Consider the following 14,386-nt stretch of genomic DNA (forward strand, 5'->3'; position numbering starts at 1 on the left):
CGAGTCAAGCCTTATTTTCACAGGCTTTTCGAGGCTACCAACTTGGCTTTCTGCGTTGCCGCTTGCCGTGTCGATGGAGGCGCATTATAGGGAGCCAGATCGGATTGGCAAGGGCAATTTCGCATAAAATTCGAATTCTCGGCGCGTTCGCTCATAAAGCAATCGAATGGGTGCTTAAGTGCACTGACCGGGGTTCGTATGCAGTCGTTCGCTGCGTCTTGGTAGGTGTAGGAGGGCCACAGATCAAGGATGTATCGATTTGGCTTTCCCTAACACCATAACCATGATGATCGGGCTTCAGCCTTCGGGTAACATAGCGCCCCTTTGCGATTCTCACACTCTTGGGCTTTGGAGAGTTTAATGCCTTTTGCACTTGGCCAGCGTTGGATTAGTGATACAGAGACGGATCTGGGTTTGGGAACTGTCGTTGCTGTTGAAGGACGCATGGTTACCCTGTTGTTTCCGGCTACCGGTGAAAACCGCATGTATGCCAAAGAAGAGGCGCCGGTCACCCGGGTCAGCTTCAATGTGGGCGATCAGATAGCCAGTCATGAAGACTGGACCATGATGGTCGAGGAAGTGCAGGAGAAAGACGGCCTGCTTATATATGTAGGTGTTCGCACCGACAATGATGAGCCCGTTGCCCTCAAAGAGGTGTTTCTCAACAACTTTATCAAATTCAACAAGCCGCAGGACCGCCTGTTCGCCGGACAGATCGATCGCATGTCCCGCTTCACCCTGCGCTACGAGGCGCTGGTCAACCAGCACAAGCGTCGCCGCAATCCGACCCGTGGTCTGGCCGGTGGCCGGGTCAGCCTGATCCCGCACCAGCTCTATATCGCCCATGAAGTGGGTCACCGCTACGCCCCGCGCGTATTGCTGGCCGACGAAGTGGGCCTCGGCAAGACGATAGAAGCGGGCATGATCATCCATCAGCAGCTGCTCTCCGGCCGCGCCCATCGTGTGCTCATCCTGCTGCCCGAGACCCTGCAGCACCAGTGGCTGGTCGAGATGCTGCGCCGTTTCAACCTGCACTTCTCCTTGTTTGACGAGGAGCGCTGCATCGAAGCCTTTGCCGATGCGGAGAATCCCTTCGAAACCGAACAGCTGGTGATCTGCAGCCTCGACTTCCTGCGCAAGAAGCGCCGTCGCTTCGAACAGGTACTGGAAGCAGAGTGGGATCTGCTGGTCGTCGACGAGGCGCACCACCTGGAGTGGAGCGAGGAGGCACCGAGCCGCGCCTATGAGATGGTAGAAGCGCTGGCCGAACAGGTGCCGGGCGTACTGCTGCTGACCGCGACCCCGGATCAGCTGGGCCACCAGAGCCACTTCGCCCGCTTGCGTCTGCTCGACCCCGAGCGTTTCTACGACTACGACGCCTTCCTCGCCGAAGAGCAGGCCTACGGTCAGGTCGCGAGCGCCGCCCAGGAGCTGCTGGATGGCGAGACTCTCAGCGAGAACGCCAAGCACATTCTGGCTGGCCAGCTGGATGGGCTGAATCTCAGCGATGCCGCAGCTCGTCAGCAGGCGGTCGCCAAGCTGCTGGATCAACACGGCACTGGCCGCGTGTTGTTCCGCAACAGCCGCGCCAACATTCAGGGTTTCCCGGAGCGCCACCTCAACGTCTACCCCATGGCGCTGCCGGAGCAGTACAAGACCGCCATCAAGGTGATGGGTATGATGGGTGGCAACGGCGGCGATCTGCAGACCCGCGCCTTGCGCTACCTCTACCCTGAGAAGATCTTCCAGCAGTTCGAAGGCGACAACGCCAGCTGGACCCAGTTCGACCCCCGTGTCGACTGGCTGCTGGAGCTGCTGCTCTCTGCCCGCCAGCAGAAGGTGCTGGTGATCTGCTCCGAGGCAGCCACCGCCATCGCCCTGGAAGAGGCGCTGCGTACCCGCGAAGGGATCCGCGCCGCCGTCTTCCATGAGGGGATGTCCATCCTCGAGCGGGACAAGGCTTCCGCCTATTTTGCCCAGCAAGAGGGGGGGGCCCAAGTGCTGCTCTGCTCCGAGATCGGCTCCGAAGGCCGCAACTTCCAGTTTGCCAGCCATCTGGTGCTGTTCGATCTGCCCCTCAACCCGGATCTGCTGGAGCAACGTATCGGCCGACTGGATCGCATCGGCCAGCAGAACACGGTCGAGATCCACGTTCCCTATCTGGAGGGTACCTCCCAGCGCGCCCTGCAGCTCTGGTATCACGACGGTCTGGATGCGTTCGAGCAGACCTGCCCGACCGCCCGCCCGGTGTTCGAGGCGGTGCGCGACGAGCTGTTCGAGCTGCTGGCCGCCAACACAGGCGAACAGGAGACGCTCGAGGCTCTTCTGGCCAAGACCCGCGAACTGCATGAACCGCTCAAGGCCAGGTTGGAACAGGGACGTGATCGCCTGCTGGAAATCCACTCCAGCGGTGGCGAGGCCGCCCAGCAGCTGGTCGAGAAGCTGGCCGCCGAAGACGACGATACCAGCATGATCTCCTTCGCCCTCAAGATGTTCGACGAAATCGGCGTCAACCAGGACGACCGAGGCGAGAACGCGCTGGTGCTGACACCGGGTGATCACATGCTGGTGCCAAGCTTCCCGGGCCTGCCCCAGGACGGCATGACCATCACCTTCGATCGCGCCACCGCCCTGTCGCGGGACGACTTGGCGCTGCTCTCCTGGGATCACCCCATGATGCGCGGCGGCATCGACCTGATCCTCGGCTCCGAGATCGGTGCCACCTCGGTGGCCCTGCTCAAAAACAAGGCGCTGCCGGTGGGCTCCATCCTGCTGGAGCTGATCTTTGTGGCCGAGTCTGCGGCCCATCCCCAGCTCTACCGCTTCATGCCGCCAACCCCGATCCGGCTGCTGATGGACAAGAACGGCAACAATCTGGGCGACAAGGTGGCTTTCGAGGCTTTCAACCGCCAGCTCACTCCGGTCAACCGCCACCTGGGCAGCAAGCTGGTGACCGCTTCCCAGCCCACGATCCACGGCCTTATCGGTCAGGGTCAGGCCATCGCCGAAGGGCTGAAGGCGGAGATCGTCGACAAGGCCCGTGCCCAGATGGCGCAAACCCTGCAGCAGGATCTGGATCGTCTGGAGGCGCTCAAGGCGGTCAATCCGAACGTGCGCGACAGCGAACTGGATTATCTGCGCAACCTGCAGGCAGAATTGCACCACCTGATCGACCAGACCCAGCTCAAGCTGGATGCCATCCGCTTTATCGTGGTCACTCATAACTGACAGGGCCGTGAAGGCATCCTCTGCTCAATACCGACCAGAGCTGGATGCCATGCCCTGCTTTGAAGTGGTTACCCATAACTGATGGGGGCTTGCCCCCGCTTTGACCAAAGATGCGAGACGCTATGTTTGAATACTCACCGCCCCTGGAACCCTGGCTCGATATCCTGTTCAAGGACAAGGACATCATGGTGGTCAACAAGCCTACTGGCCTGCTGAGCGTCCCCGGGCGCGGCCCCGAGAATGAAGACAGCGTGCTCCATCGGGTGAAACAGCAGCACCCCAAGGCAGCGGCGGCCCACCGCCTCGACATGGCGACCACAGGTGTGCTGGTGATCCCCCTCAACCCCAACTCCCACCGGGAGCTGAGCCGGCAATTCCGCGAGCGGGAGACGGAGAAGCACTATCTCGCCTGGGTGTGGGGCGAGCCTGAGCTGGATTCGGGTGAAGTGGATCTGCCGCTCTGCGTCGACTGGCCCAACCGGCCGAAGCAGAAGGTGGACTTCGAGGAGGGGCGCCATGCCCTAACCCTGTGGCAGAAACTGAAGGTGGATAATGGCAACAGCCTGATCAAGCTGACCCCCATCACGGGTCGCTCCCATCAGCTACGGGTTCATATGCTGGAGCTGGGACATCCCATCCTCGGGGACAACCTCTACGCCCATCCGGAAGCGTTGGCGGCGGCACCGCACCTCTATCTGCATGCGGCCAGCCTGACCATCAGCCACCCGCGCAGCGGCGAACGAATGACCTTCGAGGCCCCCGCCCCCTTTGTGGTATGAACCTGATCCAATCCGGGTGAAACGCGCGATAAACGCCGAATAAAAAGAAAGCCCCCATCGTTCGATGGGGGCTTTTTTATCGCTCAGACGCGGATATCGATTCGGCTTCCGAGGGAAGCGCTGGCCGATGTCGGCGCTGCCGGAGCGGACTGCGCTGCTGTTTCCAGCAGTTTCAGTGCGGATTCGCCTTCCTGGGTCTGCTGCTTCTTGGCCAGGCTGGCCACCATCAGAGCAGAACCAAACGACGCATTTGCAGAGCTAGAAATATCCATTGTGTACCTCCTGCCCTGAGGCTATCGGCCAACATGGGACAGACATGAGACATATTGCTCAGAACAGGTATGCCTTGTCGGGCGAGCGCCTGGCCAGCCAGCGCTCTTCCATCTCGAGCAGGGTCTGATAAGCCTTGGCCGCGTGCTCGGGGCGGCTGAACAGATAACCCTGCCCGTACAGATGAATGTCGGTCAGGGAGCGCAACACATCGAGCTGCCCCTGGGTCTCTATCCCTTCACACACCAGCTTCTTGCCCAGCATGGACCCCATGCGGCAGATGTTGGCCACCAGCTCTGCCGCCTCGATAGAGGTATCGATGCCCTGGATGAAGGAGCGATCGATCTTCACCTTGTTCACCGGCAGCTTCTGCAGGTAGCTGAGGGACGAGTAACCGGTTCCGAAGTCATCCAGCGCCAGATGGACACCCTGCTGGCTGAGATCCTGCATCAACTGCAGCGAGTTTTTGACTTCCCGCATGGTGGTGTCTTCCGTCACCTCCAGCACCAGACAGGAAGCGGGGATCTGGTGATCCATCAAGGCCCTCGCCACCATCTTCAGCAGGTTGCGCTGATACATGCCGGGGGAGATGTTGACACACATCTGCAGATCCACCAGGCCAAGATGCTGCCACTGATGCAGCTGTTCACACGCCGTGTTCAGAACCCAGCTGCCCAGCTTCTCGGCCAGCTGGAACTCTTCCGCCACCTGGATCACCTCGTTGGGTGGAATGAACCCAAGCTCGGGATGACGCCAGCGCAGCAATGCCTCGACCGCCTCGCAGCGCCCGTTCTCCAGATTGACGATGGGCTGGTAATAGAGCTCGAGTGCGTTGTGCTCCAGCGCCATCACCATGTCAGAAGCCAGGTGCTTGCGTCTGGCCGTCTCGTTGAGCAGGGAGCTGTCATAGATGACATAGGGCACGTGGGTCTTGCGGCTGTGGGACAAGGCCTGCTCCGCCCGGCTCAACAGCTCCTGGGTCTGATTGCTGTCGGTCGGGAAGAAGGCGATGCCGATACCGACCTCCAGTCGGAAGGGGTAGTTGTCGATGATGATGTCTTGCCGGATGGAGTGGAGGATCCTCGCCACCAGCTCCCTGACCTGGCGCAGATCGCTCCCCTCCCGTTGCAGCATGGCAAGCTGGTCTCCCCCGAGACGCGCCACCCACTCGCCATTCTCGCACAGGCTACGCAACCGCTTCGCCAGCTCCTGCAGCAGGATGTCCCCGGTGTTGTAGCCAAACTTGCTGTTGATGTCCCGAAAGTCGTTGATGTCGACCAGCACCAGACCGAAGGCGGTGTCGCGGGTGACGTAGGAATCCATCTTTTCCAGCAATGCCAGACGATTGGGCAGGCCGGTGAGCGGATCAACCCGGGCAGTCCGGAAATGGCGTCTGGCCTCCCGCACCAGCAGGCCACTGAGCAGGATGACCGAGATCACCAGGCCCAACACCATGAACAGCAAGGCGTCGCGCAACTGGCCGAAGCGCTTGTCATTGCCCGAATAGACGTTGATGTTCTTCTGCATCATGGAGGCGAGAGAGTAGGAGAGCGGCTCCTGCAAAGGCGCAAGGGCCATCATGATCTGCTGGTAGTCCCCGGTCCCCGGTTTCAGTTTGGCCAGCTCGGGCTCCAGCTTGCGGATATTCCCCTCGGTCAGCTGCACCAGCCGCAGCGTCTTCGGGTTGTCCCCCAGACTCTTGCGCAGTTGCCCGCTCAGCAGAATGGGGGTACGGCTCCACAGAATGTCGTAACGCAGCAGCAGGCCTTCGTGATCGATCCCGCCATAGTGGTAGCTCTCGACGGCATTGAGAAAACGGCCCAGCTCGAGCTGCAACTGCATCAATGCCCAGGAGACGTCATAGGTGTACTTTTCCATTACCCGGGTCGCATTCTGTATCTGCACCAGGCAATACAGCGTGCTACCCGTGAATAACAGAATGGATAGATAAAGAACGCCGAGTAAGGGCCAAGCCCTGGTCTTCGCTTTCACCCACGACTCCCGTAAGCCACCAGCTCTTTTACTGCTGAATATCGATCCCGCTCAGCTGCCAGATCATCATGTCGGTGAACTCGGAACGCTTGAGTTCCGGATACTGATCCAGTGGCAGGATAAACCAGAGGGGCCCCTTGTCACGTACCCGCATGGTCACACCGTCATCCTGCCATGCGAGGATAGGATCGTATTGCTTGACCTTATCCCAGTTAATCCGGATCTGGAAACTGTTCAGAGCAGTGAGCGTGATGCTCTTGCCATTCGCCTTCACCGCCGCCAGCACGTCCGCCAGCCTAGGCCCCACATACTTGTGCGGCTTGTCGACCCAGGGATTGCTCGTCACGATTTCATGTTGTGGCAGCGCCTGGATCATCGCCATGTCGAACAGCGCCTCCCCTTCACCCGGATCCGCAGATTCCAGCTCCCCAGTCAGCTTGAGGATCACCGGCCCCTGCGGCGCAGCCAGGACCATACCTGGTAAGAGGAGGGAGAAGAGCAACGGAAGCAGGCCTAAATATCGCATGTTCACCTCAGATGATTTGAGTATCAATAACTTCAGCTTAGCTGCACTAAAAAAAACGGCCCGCAAAAGCGAGCCGTTTGATGACGGTAACGGGATTACATCATACCCATGCCACCCATGCCACCCATATCAGGCATGGCAGGGGCATCTTTCTTCGGCAGCTCGGAGATCATGCACTCGGTGGTGATCATCAGGCCGGCAACGGAAGATGCGAACTGCAGAGCGGAGCGGGTTACCTTGGTCGGATCCAGGATACCCATGGCCAGCATGTCGCCGTACTGTTCGGTGTAAGCGTTGTAACCGTAGTTGCCTTCACCGTTCTTCACGGCATTGGCGATGACGGAGGCTTCCTCACCGGCGTTGATCACGATCTGGCGCAGCGGCGCTTCCATGGCACGCAGGGCAACCTTGATACCCACGTTCTGGTCTTCGTTGTCACCACGCAGGTCGACCAGCTTGGCAGCCACGCGCACCAGTGCCACGCCACCACCGGCAACCACGCCTTCTTCCACTGCAGCACGAGTGGCGTGCAGGGCATCGTCAACACGGGCTTTCTTCTCTTTCATCTCGACTTCAGTCGCCGCACCCACCTTGATCACGGCAACACCGCCGGCCAGCTTGGCCACGCGCTCTTGCAGCTTCTCACGGTCGTAGTCGGAGGAGGTCTCTTCGATCTGCTGGCGGATCTGGGCCACACGGCTCTCGATCAGGGCGGCATCACCCACACCATCGATGATGGTGGTGTTTTCCTTGGTGATGACGATACGCTTGGCACGGCCCAGATCTTCCAGGGTCGCCTTCTCCAGTTCCATGCCCACCTCTTCGGAGATCACGGTACCGCCGGTCAGGATGGCGATGTCCTGCAGCATGGCCTTGCGACGATCACCAAAGCCCGGCGCCTTGACGGCGGCGACTTTCACGATACCGCGCATGGTGTTGACCACCAGGGTAGCCAGCGCTTCGCCTTCCACGTCTTCGGCCACGATGATCAGCGGCTTGCCCGCCTTGGCCACGCCTTCCAGCACCGGCAGCATTTCGCGGATGTTGGAGACTTTCTTGTCCACCAGCAGGATGAAGGGATCATCCAGCTCGACGGAGCCGGTTTCCGGCTTGTTGACGAAGTAGGGGGAGAGGTAGCCGCGATCGAACTGCATGCCTTCCACTACGGCCAGCTCGTCTTCCAGGCCCTGACCGTCTTCCACGGTGATCACGCCGTCGCGGCCGACCTTGTCCATGGCTTCGGCAATCAGCTTGCCCACTTTCTCGTCGGAGTTGGCGGAGATGGTACCCACCTGGGCAATGGCGTTGTTGTCGGCACAGGGAGTGGACAGCGCCTGCAGCTCGGCAACGGCGGCGGTCACGGCCTTGTCGATGCCACGCTTCAGATCCATGGGGTTCATGCCGGCGGCAACGGCCTTCAGGCCTTCGTTGACGATGGCTTGAGCCAGCACGGTCGCGGTAGTGGTACCGTCACCGGCGGCGTCGTTGGCCTTGGAAGCGACTTCCTTGACCATCTGGGCGCCCATGTTCTGGAACTTGTCTTCCAGCTCGATTTCGCGAGCAACGGAGACGCCATCCTTGGTGATGGTCGGGGCACCGAAGGACTTGTCCAGCACCACGTTGCGGCCTTTCGGGCCCAGGGTCACCTTGACGGCATCGGCCAGGATGTTGACGCCTTCCAGCATTTTGATGCGAGCTTCGTTGCCAAACTTAACTTCTTTAGCTGCCATGTTCTTCAATCCTTAAATCAATTCGGGGAAAGGGGGAGTGATTACTCTTCGACAATCGCCAGGATGTCGGTCTCGGACAGGATCAGCACGTCCTGGCCATCCAGCTTCTCGGTCTTCACGCCGTAGCCTTCGTTGAAGATCACCTTGTCACCCACCTTGACGGCGAGGGCCTTGACATCCCCGTTGTCCAGAATCCGACCAGTCCCCACGGCAAGAACTTCACCACGGGTGGACTTCTGGGCCGCAGTACCGGTCAAGACGATACCGCCAGCGGATTTGGCTTCAGCTTCGATGCGCTTGATGATGACGCGGTCGTGCAGTGGACGAATTTTCATCGATAACTCTCCCAAAATGAGTCTCTAGTGTTGCTTGAGGAATGGCCGCAGTCGGCCAAATTTGTTATGCCCCTGATCTGGGGCAATACGGGTAGCCCTTCAAGGGCAAATACAAAAAAAATATTTTCACGTACTATGAACACCTTTGATGGATCACCCACCCCCAATCAGGAAGGCGGATGGACACGGCCAGCATTCAGGCCCTGAGCACCTAGAGACATTGCCTTGAGCCGACCCAATCCCATGCTGACCGCCCCCATGACCCCAGTGCTGCTGCGCATGACGGGCCCCATGATCCTCGGCATCGTGGCCATCCTGGCCTTCAACCTGGTCGACACCTTTTTCATCGGCATGCTGGGCACCGAGGCACTGGCAGCCATCAGCTTCACCTTCCCGGTCACCTTCGTGGTGACGTCGCTCACCATGGGACTGGGGGCCGGTCTGTGCGCCCTGCTCGGCCATGCCCTGGGCCAGGGCCGCCACGACGAGGCGGCCCGCATCACCACCGACTGCCTCTTCCTCGCCGTCGTGCTGGTGACCCTGCTCGCCGGACTTGGTGCTCTGACCATTACCCCCCTGTTCACCCTGCTCGGCGCCAGTGACGCGCTCATCTCACTCATCCACGACTACATGCTGATCTGGTATCTGACCGTCCCCCTGCTGGTCGTGCCCATGGTCGGCAACGCCGCCATCCGCACGACGGGGGACACCAAGACCCCCAGCCTGGTGATGGGGGTGGCCGGCCTGGTCAACGGCGTGCTGGATCCCCTGCTCATCTTCGGGCCCGGCCCTTTCCCCGAATGGGGCATCCGCGGGGCTGCCATCGCCACCTCGATCTCCTGGCTGATGGCCATGCTGGTCAGCCTGCACCTGCTGCGCAAGCGGGAAAAACTGCTGACCTGGCGCCTCTCCCCGCGTCCACAGCTGCTCGCCCACTGGCGCGCCCTGCTCCATGTGGCAGTGCCGGCCTCCTTCACCAACATGCTCAATCCCCTGGCCAACGCCATCCTGATGGTGATCTTCGCCGGGTTGGGGACTGAAGTCGTGGCCGCCTATGGCGCCGCATCCCGGGTGGAGGCCTTGCTGCTCATCGTGATGATGGCGCTCTCCTCGGTGCTGGCCCCCTTCATTTCACAGAATTGCGGGGCGGGCAATCCGGCTCGTGCCAAGGGGGCCCTGTTGCTGTGCATGCGCTTCGCCCTGCTGTTCCAGCTCGGGGTCTACGGCCTCGTCTGGCTGCTGGCCCCTTTCATCGCCAACCTGTTCAGCGATCATCCCCAGGTGGTCAGGCTGATCGTGCTCTACCTGCATCTGGTCCCTATCGGATACGGTTTTCAGGGCATGGTGATGCTGCTGGCGTCGGCCCTCAACGGGGTCAGAGCCTCCACAGTGTCGCTGCTGCTCAACGGCATCAGGCTGTTTGTCTTCTTGCTGCCAGGGGCCTGGCTGGGGGCAAAGCTGGGGGGAGAACAGGGGATCTATCTGGGGATCATGCTGGCGAACCTGGCGGCGGGCCTGTTGGCCTGGGGCTATGCCCACCGCCGGTTCGAGCGGCTGTGCCATCAGGGGGCCACCTGATGTCGCCGCTCGGGATGAAGGCTTACTCCTTGCGCTCGAACTCCCCCTCTATGGTGTTGCCACCGCGCGGAGATTGACCAGGCCTCTCATCACCAGGCGCGGATTCGAACGGCTGCTGGCGGGCACCAAAGCCTCCCATCTGCATCCTGAACTGATTGCTGCCGATCAGCTTGTCGGCCAGGCGGTTGCGCAGCCAGGGTTGCAGCAGCAGAATGCCGAAGAAGTCGGTCACGAAGCCGGGAATGATCAACAGCAAGCCGGCCAGTGCCAGCATCATGCCGCCCATCACCTCACGACCCGGCATCTCGCCCTGCTGCATCTTCTGCTGGGCGCTGAACAGTGTCTTGATCCCCTCGCTGCGCACCAGGGACGAACCCAGCACCGCGGTCAGCACCAGCAAGCCGACGGTGGGCAAGGCGCCGATCACAGACCCCACCTCGATCATCACGGTGAGCTCCAGCAATATCAGGCCAACCAACAACAGTAACAACTTGCCCATAGCAACCTCGGTACGATGAATAAAATGGTCCCGAACAGGGCGCGTCGGCACAGCAGGGCTCATGCCGACACACAGGCGTGCGGGTCTCCTGTCAACTAGATGGGGGTCACTGGCCATTTTTCAAGCCCCTTCCCTGGCTGCATCGGGACTTCGGAGAAATATTTTCCCCACCAACTGGGATTGAAGTGATTGTTCTGTCAAAGTAAATCGCTCAATTGCAATATCTGTTTAATGACCACAAGTTATTTGAGGTTGTCTCAAATTTAGTGATCCAGGTCTAATACCAGATACCCCAATTGAGGTAAGATCAACACCAGTCATAGCACAGGGAGCCTGGCTCCCAACTGCCCCACCCGATGTGTGGTGCTTCAGGATGATATGTGCGTAGGGAAGTCGCGACCACTCGGTGAGGATCGTTTCCATTTATCTGATTTCTGAGGCATTACAATGAGTGACATCAAGAACGTCCGCATTGAAGAAGACCTGCTGGGTACCAAAGAAGTTTCCAACGACATGTACTACGGTGTGCACACCCTGCGCGCCGTCGAGAACTTCAAGATCAGCACTCAGAAGATTTCTGACGTTCCCGAATTTGTCCGCGGCATGGTCCTGACCAAGAAGGCCGCTGCGCTGGCCAACGGCGAGCTGGGCACCATCCGTCCCGAGATCGCCGACAAGATCATCGAAGCCTGTGACCTGATGCTCAACACCGGCAAGTGCTTCGACCAGTTCCCGGTTGACGTCTATCAGGGCGGCGCCGGTACTTCCGTCAACATGAACACCAACGAGGTGCTGGCCAACATCGCCCTCGAACTGATGGGACTGGAGAAGGGTCGCTACGACGTCATCAACCCGAACGATCACGTCAACAAGTGCCAGTCCACCAACGATGCCTACCCCACCGGTTTCCGCGTGGCCGTGGTCAACAGCACCGACACCACCCTGTTTGCCCTGGAAAGCCTGATCGCCGCCTTCGACGCCAAGGCCGCCGAGTTCAAGAGCATCCTGAAGATGGGTCGTACCCAGCTGCAGGACGCCGTGCCCATGACCCTGGGTCAGGAGTTCCACGCCTTCGCCGTCACCCTGCGTGAAGAGATCAAGTCCATCAAGCGTTGCCAGGAGCTGCTGCTGGAAGTGAACCTGGGTGCCACCGCCATCGGTACCGGCCTGAACACCCCGCCCGAGTATTCCGCCCTGGCCATCAAGCGCCTGGCCGAGATCACCGGTCGCGCCTACGTCCCGGCAGAGGATCTCATCGAAGCGACCTCCGACTGCGGCGCCTACGTGATGCTGCACGGCGCGGTCAAACGCCTGGCCATGAAGCTCTCCAAGATCTGTAACGACCTGCGTCTGCTCTCCTCCGGCCCGCGCACCGCGCTCAAAGAGATCAACCTGCCGGAAATGCAGGCTGGCTCTTCCATCATGCCGGCCAAGGTCAACCCGGTCATCCCTGAAGTGGTCAACCAGTCCTGCTTCAAGGTCTTCGGCAACGACGTCACCATCACCTTCGCCGCCGAAGCCGGTCAGCTGCAGCTGAACGTCATGGAGCCGGTGATCGGCCAGGCCATGTTCGAATCCCTGAGTCTGATGGAGAAGGCCTGTATCTCCCTGCGCGAGAAGTGCGTGGAAGGCATCACCGCCAACCCGGACATCTGCATGAACCACGTGCTGAACTCCATCGGCATCGTGACCTACCTCAACCCCTTCATCGGCCACCATGAAGGCGACATCGTCGGCAAGATCTGCGCCCAGACCGGCAAGAACGTCCGCGAAGTCGTGCTGGAGCGCGGCCTGCTGACCGCCGAGCAGCTGGACGAGATCCTCTCCATCGAGAACCTGATGAACCCGCAATACAAGGCCAAGCGCTACACCCGCGAAGCCACCGTATAAGCGAATACATGGGCCGGGATCATCCCGGCCCATAGAGTCAATTCCCGAGCGACCCCCTCCGAGTCCGTCGGGAATTGGCTTTTCAGCCTAACAAGACCAAAAAAACTGGAAAATGGAGTGTTCGCTATGATTGGAATCGAGTTACTTGTCGTGCTCGCCGCTATCTATCTGGGGGCCCGGATAGGCAGCATTGGCATCGGCTTCGCCGGTGGTCTGGGGGTGCTGGTACTGACCTGGGGGCTGGGCATGCCCATCCCGAGCGATCAGCTGGTGACCTATCTGCCCTGGGACGTGATCATGATCATCGCGTCCGTTATCTGCGCCATCGCCTGCATGCAGCTGGCCGGCGGCATGGACTATCTGGTGCACCTGGCCGAGAAAGCCCTGCGCAAGAATCCCAAGCACATCACCTTCGCCGCCCCGGTCGTCACCTACCTGATGACCATGCTGGCCGGTACCGGTCACACTGCCTTCTCCACCCTGCCGGTGATCGCCGAAGTGGCCAAGGAGCAGGGCATTCGCCCGTCCCGTCCGCTCTCCATCGCGGTCGTCGCCTCCCAGATCGCCATCACAGCCTCCCCCATCTCCGCGGCCGTGGTCGCCTTCTCCGGCATGCTGGAGCCGCTGGGCGTGGATTACCTGACCCTGCTGGCCATCTGCATCCCGTCCAGCTTCATCGCCTGTCTGCTGGGGGCCTTCATCGCCAACCTGCTGGGCAAGCCTCTGGAGCAGGATGAAGTCTATCTGGAGCGCAAGGCCAAGGGTCTGATCAAGCTGCGCGGCACCAGCCAGATTGAACTCAAACCCTATGCCAAGCTCTCCGTCGGCATCTTCGTCGCCGCCATCGTGGCCGTGATGGCCTATGCCACCGCCATCTCCGGCAACGTGGGCCTCATCAGCAATCCGCCGATCCCCCGTGACGGTGCCATCATGGGCATCATGCTCTCCGCCGCCACCCTGATGGTGCTGTTCTGCAAGCTGGACGCCGCCCAGATCACCAACATGCCCACCTTCAAGTCCGGTATGTCCGCCTGTATCTGCGTACTGGGCGTGGCCTGGCTGGGCAACGTCTTCGTGAAGGGCAACATGGTCGAGATCCAGGCCTTCGCCGGCGATCTGCTGAGCCAGTACAGCTGGCTGCTGGCCGTGGTGCTGTTCTTCTCCTCCATGCTGCTCTACTCCCAGGGTGCCACCACCAAGGCCCTGATGCCGGCTGCACTGGCACTGGGTGTCAGCCCGCTGGCCGCCATCGCCTCCTTCGCCGCCGTCAGCGCCCTGTTCGTGCTGCCGACCTACCCGACCCTGCTGGCTGCAGTCGAAATGGATGACACCGGCTCCACCCGCATCGGCAAGGCGGTGTTCAACCACCCCTTCTTCATCCCGGGTGTGACCACCATCGCCATGGCAGTGGCCCTGGGCTTCTTCTTCGGGGGCCTCATCCTCTGACGGGAAACCGCCCCATGCAAAACGGCCCTTCGGGGCCGTTTTTTGTGTCCGCTCGTCACAGACAGTCCATAAAAAAGCCGCCCGGGGTGGGCGGCTCTCATCGCAGAGGCATG

11 protein-coding genes are annotated in these 14,386 nt (G+C 60.5%); 5 read left to right on the top strand and 6 right to left on the bottom strand.

Translation table 11 applies throughout. The annotated features are described in order from the left end of the window. Positions 1 to 360 precede the first annotated feature (360 nt). Together rapA and rluA are read left to right on the top strand one after the other, a co-directional pair. Positions 361 to 3,228: an RNA polymerase-associated protein RapA gene (gene rapA, locus BN1136_RS17595; RefSeq protein ID WP_043757784.1), complete on the top strand. Its 2,868-nt coding sequence runs from the start codon at positions 361 to 363 to the stop codon at positions 3,226 to 3,228. Between the two features lie 122 nt (positions 3,229 to 3,350). Next, complete coding sequence (rluA, locus tag BN1136_RS17600) at positions 3,351 to 4,007, top strand: bifunctional tRNA pseudouridine(32) synthase/23S rRNA pseudouridine(746) synthase RluA (RefSeq protein WP_043757781.1); 657 nt, start codon at positions 3,351 to 3,353, stop codon at positions 4,005 to 4,007. Between the two features lie 83 nt (positions 4,008 to 4,090). Here the strand turns inward: rluA and BN1136_RS17605 are convergent, their stop codons facing one another. From BN1136_RS17605 to BN1136_RS17625, 5 genes are all read right to left on the bottom strand, one after another. Beyond that, a complete protein-coding gene (locus tag BN1136_RS17605; protein ID WP_043757779.1) occupies positions 4,091 to 4,279 on the bottom strand; it encodes a hypothetical protein in 189 nt (62 codons plus the stop codon). Positions 4,280 to 4,337: 58 nt separating this feature from the next. Then, on the bottom strand, positions 4,338 to 6,269 hold the full coding sequence (locus BN1136_RS17610; RefSeq protein ID WP_043757777.1) for a putative bifunctional diguanylate cyclase/phosphodiesterase: 1,932 nt from the start codon (positions 6,267 to 6,269) through the stop codon (positions 4,338 to 4,340). Positions 6,270 to 6,297: 28 nt separating this feature from the next. Further along, entirely contained in the window at positions 6,298 to 6,795 is a 498-nt protein-coding gene (locus BN1136_RS17615) for a putative pterin-binding protein (protein ID WP_043757773.1), read from the bottom strand. Positions 6,796 to 6,890: 95 nt separating this feature from the next. Continuing rightward, on the bottom strand, positions 6,891 to 8,525 hold the full coding sequence (groL, locus tag BN1136_RS17620; RefSeq protein WP_043757770.1) for a chaperonin GroEL: 1,635 nt from the start codon (positions 8,523 to 8,525) through the stop codon (positions 6,891 to 6,893). Between the two features lie 41 nt (positions 8,526 to 8,566). Continuing rightward, a complete protein-coding gene (locus BN1136_RS17625) occupies positions 8,567 to 8,860 on the bottom strand; it encodes a co-chaperone GroES (RefSeq protein ID WP_005309514.1) in 294 nt (97 codons plus the stop codon). A gap of 243 nt (positions 8,861 to 9,103) precedes the next feature. On the opposite strand from BN1136_RS17625, the gene BN1136_RS17630 reads away from it, so the two are divergent. Then, positions 9,104 to 10,438: an MATE family efflux transporter gene (locus tag BN1136_RS17630; RefSeq protein WP_231557911.1), complete on the top strand. Its 1,335-nt coding sequence runs from the start codon at positions 9,104 to 9,106 to the stop codon at positions 10,436 to 10,438. A 22-nt stretch (positions 10,439 to 10,460) separates the two neighbouring features. Here BN1136_RS17630 and BN1136_RS17635 read toward each other — a convergent pair whose 3' ends face one another. After that, positions 10,461 to 10,937: an FxsA family protein gene (locus BN1136_RS17635; RefSeq protein WP_043757763.1), complete on the bottom strand. Its 477-nt coding sequence runs from the start codon at positions 10,935 to 10,937 to the stop codon at positions 10,461 to 10,463. Positions 10,938 to 11,384: 447 nt separating this feature from the next. On the opposite strand from BN1136_RS17635, the gene aspA reads away from it, so the two are divergent. Both aspA and BN1136_RS17645 read left to right on the top strand, forming a co-directional pair. Then, positions 11,385 to 12,827 (top strand): aspartate ammonia-lyase, encoded by a 1,443-nt coding sequence (aspA, locus tag BN1136_RS17640; RefSeq protein ID WP_043757761.1) that lies wholly within the window; start codon positions 11,385 to 11,387, stop codon positions 12,825 to 12,827. Positions 12,828 to 12,953: 126 nt separating this feature from the next. Next, positions 12,954 to 14,273 (top strand): anaerobic C4-dicarboxylate transporter, encoded by a 1,320-nt coding sequence (locus BN1136_RS17645; protein WP_043757758.1) that lies wholly within the window; start codon positions 12,954 to 12,956, stop codon positions 14,271 to 14,273. Positions 14,274 to 14,386 lie beyond the last annotated feature (113 nt).

This window comes from Aeromonas taiwanensis (genome assembly GCF_000820165.1).
Taxonomy (GTDB): domain Bacteria; phylum Pseudomonadota; class Gammaproteobacteria; order Enterobacterales; family Aeromonadaceae; genus Aeromonas; species Aeromonas taiwanensis.